The 16,278-nt window shown below is 66.1% G+C and carries 14 protein-coding genes, 1 other RNA gene and 2 pseudogenes; 12 read left to right on the top strand and 5 right to left on the bottom strand.

Annotation, left to right across the window (positions count from 1 at the left end; all coding sequences use genetic code 11):
* Window positions 1–130: 130 nt before the first annotated feature.
* A complete protein-coding gene (locus ABD301_RS20050; protein WP_163570407.1) occupies window positions 131–634 on the bottom strand; it encodes a DUF1801 domain-containing protein in 504 nt (167 codons plus the stop codon).
* Window positions 635–745: 111 nt separating this feature from the next.
* Here ABD301_RS20050 and ABD301_RS42475 point away from each other — a divergent pair.
* Both ABD301_RS42475 and ABD301_RS20055 read left to right on the top strand, forming a co-directional pair.
* Window positions 746–952, top strand: a pseudogene (locus ABD301_RS42475) (FMN-binding negative transcriptional regulator); the annotation flags it as partial.
* 25 nt (window positions 953–977) lie between these two features.
* Window positions 978–1,391: pseudogene (locus ABD301_RS20055) on the top strand (FMN-binding negative transcriptional regulator); the annotation flags it as partial.
* Between the two features lie 97 nt (window positions 1,392–1,488).
* On the opposite strand, the gene ABD301_RS20060 reads toward ABD301_RS20055, so the two are convergent.
* On the bottom strand, window positions 1,489–2,817 hold the full coding sequence (locus ABD301_RS20060; RefSeq protein WP_163570410.1) for an aminotransferase class I/II-fold pyridoxal phosphate-dependent enzyme: 1,329 nt from the start codon (window positions 2,815–2,817) through the stop codon (window positions 1,489–1,491).
* Window positions 2,818–3,098: 281 nt separating this feature from the next.
* On the opposite strand from ABD301_RS20060, the gene ABD301_RS20065 reads away from it, so the two are divergent.
* The 6 genes from ABD301_RS20065 (at window position 3,099) to ABD301_RS20090 (ending at window position 10,078) form a co-directional block, all read left to right on the top strand.
* Window positions 3,099–3,614, top strand: coding sequence for a PadR family transcriptional regulator (locus ABD301_RS20065; protein ID WP_163570412.1), 516 nt, complete (start codon window positions 3,099–3,101; stop codon window positions 3,612–3,614).
* Window positions 3,615–3,869: 255 nt separating this feature from the next.
* Complete coding sequence (prfB, locus tag ABD301_RS20070) at window positions 3,870–4,979, top strand: peptide chain release factor 2 (protein WP_344311771.1); 1,110 nt, start codon at window positions 3,870–3,872, stop codon at window positions 4,977–4,979.
* A gap of 177 nt (window positions 4,980–5,156) precedes the next feature.
* A complete protein-coding gene (ftsE, locus tag ABD301_RS20075) occupies window positions 5,157–5,861 on the top strand; it encodes a cell division ATP-binding protein FtsE (protein WP_279581624.1) in 705 nt (234 codons plus the stop codon).
* A 66-nt stretch (window positions 5,862–5,927) separates the two neighbouring features.
* The gene (ftsX, locus tag ABD301_RS20080; protein ID WP_344311772.1) at window positions 5,928–6,809 is read left to right on the top strand and encodes a permease-like cell division protein FtsX; all 882 of its coding nucleotides are present in this window, start codon (window positions 5,928–5,930) and stop codon (window positions 6,807–6,809) included.
* Window positions 6,810–7,544: 735 nt separating this feature from the next.
* The gene (locus ABD301_RS20085; RefSeq protein WP_344311773.1) at window positions 7,545–8,798 is read left to right on the top strand and encodes a peptidoglycan DD-metalloendopeptidase family protein; all 1,254 of its coding nucleotides are present in this window, start codon (window positions 7,545–7,547) and stop codon (window positions 8,796–8,798) included.
* Between the two features lie 611 nt (window positions 8,799–9,409).
* Complete coding sequence (locus ABD301_RS20090) at window positions 9,410–10,078, top strand: hypothetical protein (RefSeq protein ID WP_344311774.1); 669 nt, start codon at window positions 9,410–9,412, stop codon at window positions 10,076–10,078.
* Here ABD301_RS20090 and ABD301_RS20095 read toward each other — a convergent pair.
* Window positions 10,032–10,520, bottom strand: a complete 489-nt coding sequence (locus tag ABD301_RS20095) for an SRPBCC family protein (protein WP_344311776.1) — start codon at window positions 10,518–10,520, stop codon at window positions 10,032–10,034. The genes ABD301_RS20090 and ABD301_RS20095 overlap by 47 nt on opposite strands.
* 151 nt (window positions 10,521–10,671) lie before the next feature.
* On the opposite strand from ABD301_RS20095, the gene smpB reads away from it, so the two are divergent.
* The 3 genes from smpB (at window position 10,672) to ssrA (ending at window position 12,464) form a co-directional block, all read left to right on the top strand.
* On the top strand, window positions 10,672–11,148 hold the full coding sequence (gene smpB / locus ABD301_RS20100; protein ID WP_163570429.1) for an SsrA-binding protein SmpB: 477 nt from the start codon (window positions 10,672–10,674) through the stop codon (window positions 11,146–11,148).
* Window positions 11,145–12,035, top strand: a complete 891-nt coding sequence (locus tag ABD301_RS20105) for an amidohydrolase family protein (protein ID WP_344311777.1) — start codon at window positions 11,145–11,147, stop codon at window positions 12,033–12,035. The genes smpB and ABD301_RS20105 overlap by 4 nt, the downstream gene beginning before the upstream one ends.
* 53 nt (window positions 12,036–12,088) lie before the next feature.
* Window positions 12,089–12,464: a transfer-messenger RNA gene (gene ssrA / locus ABD301_RS20110) on the top strand.
* A 103-nt stretch (window positions 12,465–12,567) separates the two neighbouring features.
* Here ssrA and ABD301_RS20115 read toward each other — a convergent pair.
* Together ABD301_RS20115 and ABD301_RS20120 are read right to left on the bottom strand one after the other, a co-directional pair.
* Window positions 12,568–12,849, bottom strand: coding sequence for a hypothetical protein (locus ABD301_RS20115; RefSeq protein ID WP_344311779.1), 282 nt, complete (start codon window positions 12,847–12,849; stop codon window positions 12,568–12,570).
* A gap of 43 nt (window positions 12,850–12,892) precedes the next feature.
* On the bottom strand, window positions 12,893–13,102 hold the full coding sequence (locus ABD301_RS20120; protein WP_344311780.1) for a hypothetical protein: 210 nt from the start codon (window positions 13,100–13,102) through the stop codon (window positions 12,893–12,895).
* Window positions 13,103–13,761: 659 nt separating this feature from the next.
* On the opposite strand from ABD301_RS20120, the gene ABD301_RS20125 reads away from it, so the two are divergent.
* Window positions 13,762–15,669 carry a hypothetical protein gene (locus ABD301_RS20125; RefSeq protein ID WP_344311782.1) on the top strand — a complete coding sequence of 636 codons (1,908 nt, stop codon included), beginning with the start codon at window positions 13,762–13,764 and terminating at the stop codon, window positions 15,667–15,669.
* Window positions 15,670–16,278 lie beyond the last annotated feature (609 nt).

Below are 16,278 nucleotides of genomic sequence, written 5' to 3' on the forward strand. Positions count from 1 at the left end.
GAGTTGAACGCGCGCGTACAAGTGCGTCTTTGCTTACGTGACGTCCAAACCCACGTACCCACCCCCCGCCCTTTAAAAGGGCGGGGGCCAAAAATGTCAGCTCGGTACGACAATTTCGCGCCGCACCTGGTCAGAATGAGGCCCGTTGGGGCGGGAAGTGTGGAACCTCACTGTTGGGTGCGGCCGTAGCGGAACTTCTCCCCGGCCTGGGCGGCGGCGTTGACAGTGGCGAGCAGGTGGGTGAGTTCGTCGGCGGCCAGATCTGCGAAGGCGACGTAGCGCAGGCTTGAGTCACCCAGGCGTACGCGACCCAGTTTGCCGGCGTACGGGGTGACGAAAAGGTGCCGTCCTCGCGCGGCGCCAGGTAAAGGCTGAGGTAGTTCTTCTGCAACGCCAGTCCGACGATGGGCCAGTCGATCGGCTCAGGGGACGCCTTTACGGTGTAGTGGAACTGCCCGTAGCCAATCATGGTCATCGACATCCCCGGCCGCCCGGACGCGGTGCCGGCGACGAAGTGGCGCCCCAGATCGGGCGCGGCAGCACGGATCAGGGCATCGGTCGCCCGCAGGTCCTTCTCCCGATCTGGATCGAAGCCGAGGTAGTCCTCGACCGTGCCGACAGCCACCTTGAACATCTACGTCCTCCGCTCTGTTGAGTGCTAGTGAGAGTGGACCGGGGCCCGCCCGAAAAGTCATCGCGGAGAATACTGGTACAGATTTCACGACCGTACTAGTACGCTATCTCCATGTATGTAGCTCCCGAGCACACCGTCAGCGATCCTGAGCCGCTGCGGCGGCTGGTACGGGACTATCCTTTCGCCACTCTGCACAGCGCCGGCCAGGACGGACAGCTGGCTTCGCACCTGCCAATCGTCGTCGATCCGACGGCACCGGAGCCGGCCGCGGACGTCGTCGTGACCAGGCTGGTCGGCCACATGGGCGTCGCGAACAAGCACTGGAAGGCGATGCCGCCGGACAACTCGCGTGCTGGCGATCTTCAGCGGCCCGCACGCGTACATCTCGCCCACCTCGTATGGACCCGGCCCGCAGATCCCCACCTGGAACTACACGGCCGTCCACCTGCACGGGCGGCTGACGATCGTGCGGGAACCCGACGAGGTGATGCGGATCATGGCCGCGAGCATCGCCGGCCTGGAAGCCGGCCGGCAGCCCGAATGGGATCCGGCGGACTCGACCGAACTGCACCGAAAGAAACTGTCCGGGGTCCGGGCGTTCCGGATCGAGGCCGACCGGCACGAGGCGATTTTCAAGCTCAGCGGCAACAAACCGCTGGAGACGCAGCATGCGGTACGGGCCGCCCTGGCCGCCAGCCCGAGCGGCGCCGACCGCGACCTGGCCGCCTTCATGGACCGCGAAGTCCCGCTGCCCTAACCCTCACCCTTCGTAAAACCTGGTTATCCGCATAGACGCGATGCGTGCGTCAGACGCACGCATCGCGTCGATGCGGACAAAGCCCGGTTACAGGGAGTTAGCCGGCGCGGCTGACGCGGGCGGGTGCGGTGGCGTTCAGAGCGGCCGCCACGTGGTCAGCGAGCTCGGCGCCGTCGGCGGGTTCGAGGGCGGCCGTGGTGACGCGGATGAAGGGGCCACTGGTCAACCGGTACGGCTCGCCGGCCTGGACGGCCCACCCGCGGTCGAAGAGCTGCCGGACGACCGGGACTTCTTCCGGCACGGGCACGTACACATTCAGGCCGGACCGACCGCGAGCCGGTACGCCCCGGGTCGCCAGCTCAGCGAGGAAAGCCTCTCGGCGCTGCGTGTAAGCGCGTTGCGCCCCGCGGAGCCGATCCGCGGTGTCCTTTTCCCGCCACAGCTGCACGGTCAGCTCCTGGATCAGATGGCTGACCCACCCCGTACCCACTTGCTGGCGGCCCTCGACGCGGCTCGCGGTGGTCGGATCGGCGCCGATCATCGCGATCCGCAGGTCCGGCCCGAGCGACTTGCTCATCGACCGAATCAGCGCCCAGCGCGGCCGGTCGCCGAGCACGCTGACATATGGCGCGTCGACCGCGCCGCTCGCGTGGTCGTCCTCAACGACCAGCAGGTCCGGATGCTCGGCGAGAACGGCGGTCAGTTCCGCGCCGCGGACCGCGTCGATGGCTGAGCCCATCGGGTTTTGCGCTCGGGGCGTGATGATGCACGCGGCAATGGGCCGGGCCAGCGTGGCGGCGAGTTCGTCGGGCCTCATGCCGGCGTCGTCGATCGGCACGCCGACCGGCACGAATCCCATAGCCCGCAACAAATCCAGCACGCCGGTGTAGCCGGGATCCTCGACCGCCACCTGGTCGCCAGGTTTCAGGTACGCCGAAAGCACCCGCTCCAGCGCGTCCATCGCGCCGCCCGCCAGGCAGATCTGGCCGCGGCTCACCCGTACCGGATGCAGCTCGTGGACGGCCATTTCCAGCAGCTCGGGCAGCACCGTCGCGTCGGTGTAGAGATAGTGCCGGCGATGCAGCCGCGCGGCGACTTCTGGCAGCGAGGGAAGGAATTCCGGGTCGGGATTGCCGCTCGCGACATCCCGCACGCCGGCTGGCAATGGCGTCAGCGACCGGCCGGTCAGCGGCGGCCGCGGACTGACCCTGGTCCGGCTGCCGGCGCTGCTGGTCAGCACCCCGCGGTTGCGGAGCACCTTGTACGCCGCGGCGACGGTCGCCGGGCTGAGGTGCACCGCGGTGGCCAGCGCCCGCACCGAAGGCACCGTGGCACCGGGCAGCAGCCGGCCCTTGGCGACCGCCAGCTCGATCCCGGCGACGATCCCGGCGGCGGTCGGCTCAGCGATGGCGAACGGTAAATCCACCCTGCCCACTGTACTAGAACAGTGGGTCAAACGGCGGAATATCTCCGCACCCGGGGCCAAATGTCACGGATTGCCGCTTCAAGCGTGCTAGTACGGCCGATAGCTGACCGGTCCGTCGACTGTCTACATCGGACAATGGAGCTGATTGTCCGGCGATCCTCCAATGTGGAGGGTCGGCGACGAGCGAAAACTACCAACGGTGATCGGTACGGCGAGAAAGTCCACATTGGATTCCCGATTTCCCTGGACCCCGGCGTCGATAAGTGGCAGCGTGATCTGCTATGGCGGAATCAGTCTTGAACGCGACCGCGGCGGCATTGCTCGGACTGCTGCACGACGGACCGAAAACCGGGGGCCAGTTGGTCGCGGAGGCGACCGGTCGGCTCGGTCCATTCTGGACTACCACTCGTTCCCAGGTGTACAGGGAACTCCCCAGCCTCGCGGAAAAGGGTTTCGTACGGGCCGGTAAGGCCGGCGCCCGGTCGGCACAGCCGTACACGGTCACCGCGTCCGGGAAGCGGGCATTCTCCCGCTGGCTCGGTGAGCCGGCCGGCCATGACCAGCTGCGCAACCCGCTGATGCTGCGGGTCGCGTTTGGTGGCCTGCATGCTGGCGGGCAGCTCGCGGGTGTGTTCCAGGAGAAGAAAAAAGAGCACACCGAGGCGCTGGAAGCGGCCCGCGAGAGCCTGAAAGACGCCAAGCATGGCGGCGACAAGTTCTCAGTGGCCACCTTCGAATTCGCGGTCACCTACCACCGTGCCGTCCTCAAATGGCTGGACACCGCCCCCACCGACTGAAGTCGTACGCCTGTTTTCCCGGCCACCACTAACAATTCTCCAACCGACGCCGAGCCCCTGGACCCACGGCGTACTCGCCTCGGCGACGCTGCCGCCATGCGGCAACCCGACCCCACCGCGCAGAGGCCGAAGGCCTCAGGCGCCCGAGACGGTGGGATGGCCCGGTCTTGGGTCCGCCCCGGCGGCGCGGCCGTCGTGCGCCGCGCCAGGCACTGGCGCCAGAAACACAGCACTGGCGCCATACACTCTACGATTGTGGCTGAAGAAGATGTACGCGCCCAGCTGGAGGCATTGAGTTCCACGCTCCGCACGATCGAGTCGGTGCTCAAACCGGAGTCGATGCGGCAGGAGCTGGCGGGTCTGCAGGAGCAGGCGTCCGCGCCGGACCTCTGGGATGACCAGGAGAAGGCGCAGGATGTGACTTCCCGGCTGTCCTTCGTGCAGAGCGAGCTGGGGCGGCTGGACGGATTGCGCCAGCGGGTGGATGACGCCTTCGTGCTCCTTGAGCTGGCTGACGCCGAGGACGACGCGGACACTCGGGCCGAGGTGGTTGTCGAGTCGCAGCAGCTGTTCAAGCTGATCGATGAGCTGGAAGTCCGTACGTTGCTCTCCGGTGAATACGACTCGCGGGAAGCTGTCGTGACGATCCGCGCCGAGGCTGGTGGGGTGGACGCGGCCGACTTCGCCGAGATGTTGCTCCGGATGTATTTGCGGTGGGCGGAGAGGCACAAATACGGCACCGAGGTCTACGACACGTCGTACGCCGAAGAGGCCGGCATCAAGTCCGCGACCTTCGCTGTCCACATCCCTTATGCGTACGGGACGTTGTCCGTCGAGCAGGGCACCCACCGGCTGGTGCGGCTGTCGCCCTTCGACAACCAGCACCGCCGGCAGACCAGCTTCGTCGGGGTCGAGGTGCTGCCCAAGGTCGAGCAGGCCGACCACATCGAGATCCCGGACGATGACCTGCGTGTCGACGTCTACCGGTCCTCGGGTCCGGGCGGGCAGGGCGTCAACACGACCGACTCGGCCGTACGACTGACCCACCTGCCGACCGGTCTCGTCGTGTCCTGCCAGAACGAGCGGTCCCAGCTGCAGAACAAGGCCAGCGCGATGGCGGTCCTGCAAGCCAAGCTGCTGGAGCGGCGCCGGCAGGAGGAGCAGGCCAAGATGGACGCCCTCAAGTCCGGTGGCTCCAGCTGGGGCAACCAGATGCGGTCGTACGTCCTGCACCCGTACCAGATGGTCAAGGACCTGCGGACCGAGTACGAGGTGGGCAACCCGCAGGCGGTGCTGGACGGTGAGATCGACGAGTTCATCGAGGCCGGCATCCGGTGGCGTAGGCAGCAGGAACTCGGCTCCTAGGTGTTAAAAGTCCCGGTAATGAGACCTTTGTCAGCGTCCCGGTAACGGCAATCCAAGGTAAAACGGGCGGGTTCGGAAGCCGGCCTGAGATGGTCAACCCGACCGCAGCACCAGGGCGTACAAGTGACGACGGTAGACTCGGCGGCCGTGATGAGCCAGCAAAGTCCTATGCCGGTGATGAACCAGTCCGGCGGCTCCAGTGCGATCTCCATGGAGCACGTGACCAAGAACTACTCGAAGTCCGGCCGCCCCGCGCTCGATGACGTGAACGTGCGGGTCAGCAAGGGTGAGTTCGTGTTCTTCATCGGACCCACCGGCTCGGGCAAGTCCACCTTCATGAAGTTGCTGCTGAAGGAGGAGAACCCGACCCGTGGCAAGGTGACGCTGGCCGGGCGGGACCTGTCGCAGGTCCGTGGTTGGAAGGTGCCCAGGATGCGTCGCAGCGTCGGCTGCGTCTTCCAGGACTTCCGGCTGCTGCCCACCAAGACCGCCGCGGAGAACGTCGGCTTCGCCCTCGAGGTGATCGGCAAACCCGCGAACGTGGTCCGCCGGGTCGTGCCAGAGGTCCTGCAGCTGGTCGGTCTGGAAGGCAAGGAAGGCCGGCTCCCGCACCAGCTCTCCGGTGGTGAGCAGCAGCGGGTGGCGATCGCCCGGGCGTTCGTGAACCGGCCGCTGGTGCTGCTGGCGGACGAGCCGACCGGCAACCTGGACCCGGACACCAGCATTGAGATCATGCGGCTGCTGGACCGGATCAACCGGACCGGCACCACCGTGGTGATGGCCACTCACGACTCGAACATCGTGAACCAGATGCGCCGCCGGGTGGTGGAGCTCGACCGCGGCCGGATCGTCCGGGACCAGGCCCGCGGCGTCTACGGCTAAAAGTACGGGTCTCATCTCCTATCCCGTTGCCCAGCGCCGTGCGGCGGCCCACATCCCGAGGAAGAAATGCGCGCGAAATTCGTACTGTCCGAGGTCGGCGTCGGCTTGTTCCGGAACGTCACCATGACCATCGCGATGGTCCTCACCACAGCTATTTCGCTTGCCCTGCTCGGCGCCGGTGGTCTCATCTACGCGCAGGTCGGCGAGATGCAGGACTACTTCTACACCAAGCTGGAAGTGTCGATCTTCGTCAAGGACAGCATCACCGCCGACCAGCGCTCGGCGCTGGACTCCGCGCTGCGCGGCGACCCGCTGGTCAGCACGGTGACGCACGAGACGAAGGCGGACGCGTACGCCCGTTTCCGTGAACAGTTCAAGGACTCCCCGGAACTGGTCGCGAACGTGGGGCCGGACACGCTGCCCGAGTCGTACCGGGTCAAGCTCAAGGACCCGACCCAATACCAGGCCGCGGCCGCCAAATACGTCAAGTTCGTCGGCGTCGACCAGGTCGTCGACCAGAGAAAGCTGGTGCAGAAGCTGTTCGACGTGCTGGACACGTTCAGAAACGCGGCACTGCTGGTCGCGTTCGTGCAGGGCATCGCGGCGCTGTTACTGATCGGCAACACGATCCAGGTCGCCGCGTACTCCCGTCGGCGCGAGGTGTCCGTCATGCGGTTGGTCGGCGCGTCCAACTGGTATATCCAGCTGCCGTTCGTGTTGGAAGCCGCGCTGGCAGGTCTGGCCGGCGCGGTGATCGGCTGGCTGACGCTGCTGGGTGCGAAGTTCCTGCTGGTCGACAGGCTGCTGGACTCCGGAACCTTCGTCGGCGTGATCCCGACCTGGGACATTCTGTCGATGGTCAACGTGCTGGGCATCATGATCCTGGTCGGCGTCCTCCTGGCCGCCGTCGCCGGCTGGTTCACCCTGAGGTTCCAGATCAAGTACTGAGTTGTTGGCCGCAGTGCTGGGTTGTTGGCCGCAGTTCCTGCGGCGGCGCATCCGGTTCGCGTCGCTGGGGTGCCCAAAGGGCGGGCACCCCACCGCCACGAACCTGGGCGGCCTTCGGCCGCCGCGCGGGCGGGGCTGGGATAGGTGTGGTTGGGTTTGTGGCCGCAGTTCTTGCGGCGGCGCGTCCGGTTTGTGTCGCTGGGGCGCCCAAAGGGCGGGCGCCCCGCCGCAGTGCCTCTGGCCGCAGTGCCTGCGGCGGCGCGTCCGGTTCGCGTCGCTGGGGCGCCCAAAGAGCGGGCACCCCACCGCAGTGCCTCTGGCCGCAGTGCCTGCGGCGGCGCATCCGGTCCGCGTCGCCGGGGCGCCCAAAGAGCGGGCACCCCACCGCCACGAACCTGGGGCGGCCTCCGGCCGCCGCGCGGGCGGGGTGGGATAGGTGTGGTTGGGATAGCTGTGGCTGGGACAGGTGTCAAAGTATCTGCTACGGCGTGAAATTGCCGTACCGGTGCTGTTTTCTTGCCCCCACCCAGTGATCGGGTGGGGGGGTGGGTTTGAGGACGCGCGCGCGTGAAAATTTTGGTCCACTATGGGCGAAATGTCTTTTCTGGCGGGGTAAATGTGACACGCTGATACGGCAGTGACATTTGTGATTCGGGCATTTCACCCGTAGCCTCACCCTCGACTTGAGATCTAGGCCTGCCGGTCCGGTGGTGCCGGGACTGTCGAGGGGTGACCATGCGGCGGCGCGTTCAGGTGACGGTGGCGGCGGCGTTGCTGGCCGTCGTGGCGGTGGTGGGGACCCAGCCGGCGCTCGGCGACGACAAGCCCGGCGGCTCCAGCAACCAGCAGTCGGTCGACAAGCAGCTCGCCCAGGCCGAGGCCATTCTGGAGGGCGTCAACGCCAAGGCGCAACAGGCCGCCACTGCCCTGGCCAGGACGAATGCGCTGCTGCCGGGCGCGCGGGAGACCGTGGCGCGTACGCAGGGCCAGGTCGCGGCCGCGCAGGTAGTGTCGGCCAGCGCACAGCGGGCGGCGACTCAGGCGCGGACCGAGCTGGCGACGGCGGCGCAGCAAGTGAGCGCCGCGGACACTGTCGTGAAGCACGCTCGCGACACGGTCGGTTCCTTCGCGGCTGACGCGTACAAAGGCATTGGCATGGTCAACCTCGGTGCCGTCCTCAATGCCGAATCACCTTCGCAGCTGGCCACCAACATGGCGTATCTGAACCTCGCCTCCGGCAAGCAGCGGCAGGCGCTGAACGCGGCGACCGCGGCCCGGCAGGCGGCGACCGAGCAACGCAACGCGTACGTGCTGAAGAAGCAGGCCGCCGAGGCAGCCGCCAGCCAGGCCAGCACCGCCCTCGTGGGCGCGCAGAAAGCCGCCGCAGCGGCCACCGCGGCGCAGGCCCAGGTACAGGGGCTGGTCACCCAGCAGACGAGCGCGGTGAACGCTGTCAACGCCCAGCGCAGCGGCGTGGTGGCGCAGGTCGGCAAGCTGCAGGACGAGTCGAACCGGATCGCCGCCCAGCTGCGCGGTGTCGCCTCCTCACCGCGCGGCGGCCCGGCCAACGGGTCGCTGCTGTCGCCCGGCTACCTGCTCAAACCGGTCGACGGGTGGAAATCCAGCGACTTCGGCTACCGCTACGACCCGTACTACCACGTCTGGCAGCTGCACGCCGGCACGGACCTCGCGGCCCCGCACGGCACCCCGATCTATGCCGCCGCCGCTGGCACGGTCGTACGCGCCGGCTGGAACGGCGGCTATGGCAACTACACGTGCATCTACCACGGGAAACTGCGCGACGGGCGGGGCGTGTCCACCTGCTACGGGCACCAGTCCGCGATCCTGGTGAGCGACGGGCAGTACGTGCAGCGTGGCCAGCTGATCGGCCGCGTCGGCACCACTGGCGCGTCGACCGGCAACCACCTGCATTTCGAGGTACGCCTGGACGGCGACCCAGTGAATCCGCTGCGCTATCTCAACGTTTGAGTTTGTTGGCCGCAGTGCTGGGTTGTTGGCCGCAGTGCCTGCGGCGGCGCGTCCGGTTCGCGTCGCCGGGGCGCCCAAAGAGCGGGCACCCCACCGCCACGAACCTGGGCGGCCTCCGGCCGCCGCGCGGGGGTGGCCGGGATAGGTGTGGCTGGGTTTGTGGCCGCAGTGCCTGCGGCGGCGCGTCCGGTTCGTGTCGCTGGGGTGCCCAAAGGGCGGGCACCCCACCGCAGTGCCTCTGGCCGCAGTGCCTGCGGCGGCGCGTCCGGTTCGCGTCGCCGGGGCGCCCAAAAACCGGGCACCCCACCGCCACGAACCTGGGCGGCCTTCGGTCGCCGCGTGGGCGGGGCTGGGTTCGGGGTGGTTGGGATGGGCATGCGTGCGGCGAAGTATCTGCTACGGCGTGAAATTGTCGTACCGGTGCTGTTTTCTTGCCCCCACCCAGTGATCGGGTGGGGGGTGGGTTTGAGGACGCGCGCGAGAAATTTTTCGTTGCGGGCGGGTCGTTCGGGGCACGATGTGGGCGTACGGACGACCTCCGTCGCCGAGCGATCGGGCAGAGATAGCCACAGCTAGCTGCCGGTGCGGCCGCTGTCGGCGAGATTGGCATTATGGACCTGGAAACCAGAGGCGTCGCGGGGCTGCATGTCTGGGCCGGCGGCGAGCCGATCGACGACGTGACACTCGCCCAGTGGGAGCTGCAGTTCGCTCGCCGCGCGCTGGCCCTGCTCAAGGAACTGATCACGGAGCAGGAAATGAAGGCCCTGCTCGCGCCACTTATGGCCCGTTCGAAGAAGCTGTTCGACGAGTGGATCGCCGCGTCGAATGGCCAGCTGCGGTCGTTCGCCGTCGATATCGAGATTGACGGGCTGTCGGCCGCGCGATTCGCGGCCTGGTTTCAGGCAAACACCGGCGGCGCAGCGATGCTGGCCGCCCATCCGGAGCATTTCTTTTTCGGCGACAGCGATCTGATCGAGACGATGGGCTGGTATCCCGTACACCTGGTCATGGAGCCGCTTCCCGACGACCAGGCGCCCGGTGAGCTGGATCCCGACTATCCCCAGCGGGTGATCGCCGCCGGTCGGGTGCAGGGCAGCGCCCAGCCGGCCGGCGCGGTGCTGCACCAGTTCCGGGACGTACCCACCGGCTGCCGCGCCAAACTCGCCTGCTATTTCCCGGCCGCCGCACCGGACGACTTCATCGCCATCCACCAGCGGCACGTCGCCGTCGAATTCAGCAACTGGCTGGTTGCCGCCCGCTCTGCCGTCGCCAGCAGCTGAAGACAAACCGGTGTACGGACTTCAGTCCTACGCCGAGAGCGATGGCCTTCAAGGCAGGAAATGGGCCGCTTATGGTGACCGTTGTGGTACGCGTCCGGGCCGTACGACCGTACGCCAGTTCCATCAGCTCGAACCGCTCGGCGATCCCGGCCACGAAGCGGCGGAACGGCAGATCCGTCTCCTGCATGCGAAACTCCAGCACGCTCGCCGGCTGCCACCGGGTGATGCGTTGCCGGATCACACCCTCGGCCGCCCGGCACTCCCGCGCAGCGCCAACGCCGCCCACCCCGGAGGGCAGCGCGCACTCCACTGGCCGTGGCACGCCGAGATAGAAGACCGGCGATCGCGGCCGCCGGTCCATCCGCGAATCCACCAGCAGTGGCCACACATCACCTGGTGTCGCCGGCAGTGTGGTGGCGGTGATGACTTTCAGGCTGATCATCGAAATCCTCCGACTTGAGCGATCGCTCAAGCCTGCCTCGATGAATCTGCTGTGTCCTGCACCAAAAGGCGGAAACGAGTTGCTCCTGGCGAGCGGAACGGCCATCGTGGAGCCGCGGTAATATTGCTGATTCTGATCATGGAGGTGTGTTGTGTCCCGCGAGACTGGGCGCAAGGCGATCGCGTCCAACCGCAAGGCGCGGCACGACTACACGATTCTGGACACCTGGGAAGCCGGCGTCATGCTGACCGGCACCGAGGTCAAGTCGCTGCGGCTGGGCCGCGCGTCGCTGGTGGACGGGTTCGCGCTGGTCGAGGGCGGCGAGATCTGGCTGCACGGGGTGCACATCCCGGAATACATGCAGGGCACCTGGACCAACCACGCCCCGCGACGCAAACGCAAGCTGCTGCTCCATAAGTCCGAGATCGAGAAGCTCATCGGCAAGACGCACGAGGGCGGCCTCACGATGGTGCCGCTGCAGATGTACTTCTCCGACGGCAAGGTCAAGGTCGAGCTGGCGCTGGCCCGCGGCAAGCGGGAGTACGACAAGCGTCAGGACCTCGCTCGCCGCGACGCGGACCGCGAGGTCCTAAGGGCTCTCGGGCGGCGGACGAAGGGCATGGAGTGACGCCGCCCGCGTCAGACGCCGACATCCCGGCGTACTGGCGCGGGCTCGGCCTGCCTGGCCTGATCGACACGCACGTCCACTTCCTGCCCGTACGGATGCAGGAGAAGGTGTGGGACTACTTCGACCACGGGTCCGCGAACTACGGGACTGACTGGCCTGTGGTCTATCGGTTGCCTGAATCCGCGCGTGTCTCGTTATTGGAGTCGTTTGGAGTTCTCGCGTTTCCGTCGCTGCCGTATCCGCACAAACCGGGCATGGCCGGGTGGCTGAACGCCGAGGCGGCCACTTTCGCCGATCGAGTGCCGTCGGTGCTGAAGTCCGCGACCTTCTACCCCGAGCCTTCGGCGCTGTCGTACGTGACCGCGGCGCTGGATGACGGCGTACGTATCTTCAAGGTGCACGTACAGGTGGGCGCCTTCGACCCGCGGGACGAGCTGCTGATGCCGGTGTGGGGGCTGCTGGCGTCGTCCGGCGTGCCGGTTGTCGTGCACTGCGGCTCCGGCCCGTTGGCTGGGGCGCACACCGGGCCTGGGCCTTTCGGGGACGTGCTAGCCGCCCATCCGTCGCTTACGGCGATCATCGCTCACGCCGGGATGCCGGAATACGCCGCTTTCCTGACGTTGGCTATGGCGTACGAGCGCGTCTACCTCGACACGACGATGGTCGCCACCGACTTCACCAACGCACTGATGCCGCTGCCCTCGGACGTGGCCGCCCGCTATGCAGACATCGGGGACAAGATCCTCTTCGGCTCCGACTTCCCGTCCATCCCACACTCGTACGCGCACCAGATCTCCGCCGTACACGGGCTTGACCTGGGCGATGACTGGATGCGGGCGGTTCTCCACGACAACGCGGCGCGGCTGTTCGGGCTCCCGGTGGAGTAATCCGGTTGCCTGGCGCGTTAAGCTCTGTGAGTTGTGTTAATGATCCACTACCAGGGGGTGAACGGTCTCGACTCCGGACGTCGAGCCAGGGGAAGCGTGCCGAGGAAGCCGACGATCATCTCGTTAACGAATAATGTCGGAAACCAATAAGCGCCGACTCTAGTCAGCGCCAGTTCGCTCTCGCTGCCTAAGCAGCTAGAGCGTCTGTGTCAGACCGGGGATGTCTCCGACCCGGACCCTGGCATCGACTAGGAGAATCACCAGCCGGTCCGGCCACGGGATCGGCTGGGACATCAAACAGTGGCTGGGCCTGTCGCACCAGCTTGTTCGCATGACTGGTGAGGCCAAGTAGGGACGACGCGAACTACGCACGTAGAAGCCCTCGCAAGCCGCCGGAGGACCCGGGTTCGATTCCCGGCACCTCCACAACGTATGACCTGCAAAGATACCGCTCCCGTTCCCATAGAACGCCTTATGGGGAACGGGAGCGGTTTTTTCGATCGGGTCTGCCGAGCCGTGACCTGAGTCGAGGTCAGTTTCCGCGCCGAGAACGCCGCGCGGGGTTGGCGTCCATGTCCTCCGGTTCGGCGTCCATCGCGATCATGTCCGCGATCTCCTGGAACGCGCCGAGGCGACCGAGGTTAACGCGGTCGCCCGCTACTAGCAGGTTCTCTCCGTACAAGCCCTCGACGGCGCAACCCGCGAGGAGCTGGAAGCGGTCATCACCTGTGCCATGGCCGGGATGGGAGTCCCTTACGTCCACACCATCAAACACCGGCAGCTGAGCCCTTGTCGGGGGCCGCTGCTTTCTCACCCGTACGGACTGTCCAGGTTCGCAGGCGCTGACAACGAACCGGTCAGTCGAACAAGCTTTCCTGGGTGGCATGGGCTTTCCGGCCCCAAGCTCGGATAGTGGCGTCGGCATCGTTGGCAGCCAAGGTTTGCGCGCGATCGTGCTCGCCCCACTTGGTCAGCTGTTCCAGCGCTGCTTTGCGTGGCGCCCTGTGGCCGCACCGCAATGCGGCGTCGACCACCATGCGTGCCTGGTCCGAATCCAGTTCGTCCACGACGCGTACCGCGCCGGCTATCGCGGCCGTGGCATCTCGGGCCGGTAGTCCTTGGGTACGGGCCAATACGTCGGCAGGGGGTGGCCAGGCTTCGGGAGACGACCCGTTCCGCGGCCCAAGCCCGTAACGGCGGCCACACCCGCCGTTCGGCGGTCATTGGCGTCGTCGGATCCTCATGCACGGTCCGTTGCTTCGGCGCACGGGCGGTCGGGGAGAGATCGATCTCGATGAAGGTGCTGCCGAGCCAGCCGAGCGGATACTCGTACGTCGCCTTTTCCGGCCACAGCAGTTCTTCGGCCAGCTGGTCTTGCTGTTCGTCGTTGAGGATTTCTGTCGCCAAAATGCCGGCCAGTACCCGGGAGCTGGTGCGCCGCCAGCGCCAATCCGTACACAGCAACAGCGCCGAGTCGACGGGTCCCGGCTGTCCGGCGCCATGTAGGCGGCGGAAGGTGTCAATCGCGACGGACGGCGCCAACTCACGCAGGGTGGTGACGATCACCAGCAGCCGCCATAGGCTTTGCGCATCGGGCACGTCGGCGACGTTCGGTTCCTCGTCGGGTGGCCACATAGCTCGACATTCTCCTTTCCCGATCCGCCCGGGCGGCGGCGGCACGTACACCCGTTGGAATGACGAGTTCAGTGTGCGGAACAATGCGTGGGTGGCGACTGACTCCCGAGACCTGCCTAGTCGATCCGATGAGTTGCTGGACGATTTCGAAGCGTGGGCAGGTAAATCTCAGGTAGAGATGGGTAGTTTCGTCGTCGAGGTGGCGTTGGAGTGGCGTACGGACGCGGCAGGCAATCTCGACGAGTGGACTACGCAGGATGTTCGAGAGCTGTTGCTCGACTGGTTCCCGCGGAACATCACCATCCCTGAGCCCGAGTGGCCGGCAGTGCTTTTGACCTTGCACCGCTGGGTTGACTTCCTTGTCGATCTCCGATCCCATCGGCCGGGTGACGCGGCCGCGCTGCACGCCGAGATCGATCGGGCCACCGACGAGTTCCACGCCCGGATGTCCGACGAACGCAACTACGGGTTGGACAAGTTCTGGACCGCTCGGATGCTCGAAGCTGGTGTCGATCCCGAAGACGGCGAGCAGGTCGAGGCGTTCATGACCGCAGTCAATGCCGGTGAGATCGAATACGACCAGGAAACATTGGACCTGATCATGCGCTTCGACGGGCTTGACGGCCCGTTCGGCGATTTCGGTGCTGAGCAAGAGACGCCACGGCTTCCTCCGGTGGTTTTGCCGTCAGATGCTGAGCTCGCGGCGCTTGCTCAGCAGTCGATGGTGGTCTCTCGGCTGCGAGTCCTGGTGACCTGGGTAGGCCTGGGTCGTACGTTGACGCAGGCCAAGAAGCTGCGAATCGAGGACGCGCGCGAACTGGCCGAGCTGTTGGCAGTCGATCAGCCGTACGTCGAGCAGGCGCTCAGCAGCGCGGACCTGCCAGAGGTTTCGTTGGTGGTCGCGTGGGCTGTCGCGATCCGGGTGGTTCGAGTGCTCAAGGGCCGGCTCGTACCGGTGAAGAGCGCGGCGGGCCTGCCTGATCGGCCCCTGGAGTTATGGCGGCGGGCCTTCCACGCCTTTGGTGAGTTGGGAGCGGCTGTTTGCCCGCCGGTGAGTCACTCTGACGAGCCGCCGCTCGTCGGGTTAAAGCTCACGGATGTGACGCAGGCTCTTTGGCTGGCTCTCTACAGCGCCGGGGACACGCCGTTGCCTGCGGTGCTGCTGGTTGATCTGGTACGAGATATCGTCGCTGACGCGAATCCCTTCGCGGGTTTCGTAGCGGCCAGCCTCTCCGGTTCGACGTGGGAGCGAGATCTGGATCGCGTACTCGCAGCTCTGCAGGTCCTTGGCGCGCTCGACCTCACGGTGACCGACGATCCAGCGGAACGCGAGAAAATCGTTGAACTGTCGGGCAAAGCCGACCCGGAGCTGACCCTCGTACGACTGACTCCACTAGGTCGGTGGGGGGTACGAGAATTGCTGGTGGAAGATGGAGTTGACGCGCCGCTTGCCGAGGATTTCGCTGGCGCATCGGTGGAAGAACTCTCTGCTGTGCTGAACAGCGGGCCGAGTCTCGAAGTCGGCGATGCGGTTTTGGGCGCCTGGCTCGGAGCGCGTACGCCAGAGAAGGCGGCCGCCGAGTTGGCCGAGTTTTGCGCTGACGCCACGACTCCCGGAGACCGTCTGATGGCGCTGGCCGGTCTAAGCGACACCGGACCGGCAGGTGTCGAACAGGTGCGCCGATTGCGTACTTCTGGCGGCATTGTCGGAGCACTCGCCACTGAATGGCTCGTAAACCACGACGCCTTGGACGCGAATGCCGCGACCGAGCAGGAGACGACGCTCTCGCTCGGGGAGAATCTGATGGCGATGCACGAAAACAACGGGCTCGTCGAGGGCCTAATGCAATTTCCGTCGAGTAATCAGATCGATTTTGTACGTGCGCTGGCTACCAACGTCCATCCGGACAGTGTGGAGTTGCTCAAGGTGATCGGTGCTGAGAGCGAGGACGAATCAGTGGCGGAGGCGGCCCGTGCAGCGCTCGAAGGCGCCAATTAGTATCATCGACCCTTGACTGATCCTGCACCGGAACAATGGGAAGGACAGCGAGTGATCGCTATGCAGGATCGGCGCACCGGCAGGCGCGCGGGGTTTTCAACAGTGGCTACAAGTCGGTCACCTTCAGGTGATGGCCAGCTGCTGCCGAGTGCCTTGGCGACGTGTTCGTAGCACAGGTCGACCCAGTCAGCGCCTTACATTTCCCAGCTGGTCAGTGAGAACTCGTGGTTGGTTCCGTACGCTGGCTGCGTTTGCGAGCCATTGCCTGCCGCGACCCGTCAGCACTGGAGGCTCTCCAGGATATTGCGCCCGGACAGCAGCGAAGCCATCAACGAGCTTGGCAGTGCTGGTAGACATCATGAATGTCAAGTCGCCGAGCATCGGGAGGTTCGGAGCGCAACGGGCTGTCGTTTCTACGTTGCGCACATCCACGAGGGAGTCCGTGTGCGAGTAAGCCCGTCATCACCTTTGGGCTGTTATCACTTGGAAGCAGCGACAACCGCTTACCGATGATCCATCCGCGCCACCTACGGCTACCAGTACCAACCCTCAAGCCGCCGTGCAGCCCGCCGCAGCCCTACGCGCACTGCAAGGCTCGTCACCATCGAA

The organism is Fodinicola feengrottensis (assembly GCF_039530045.1).
Taxonomy (GTDB): Bacteria; Actinomycetota; Actinomycetes; order Mycobacteriales; family HKI-0501; genus Fodinicola; species Fodinicola feengrottensis.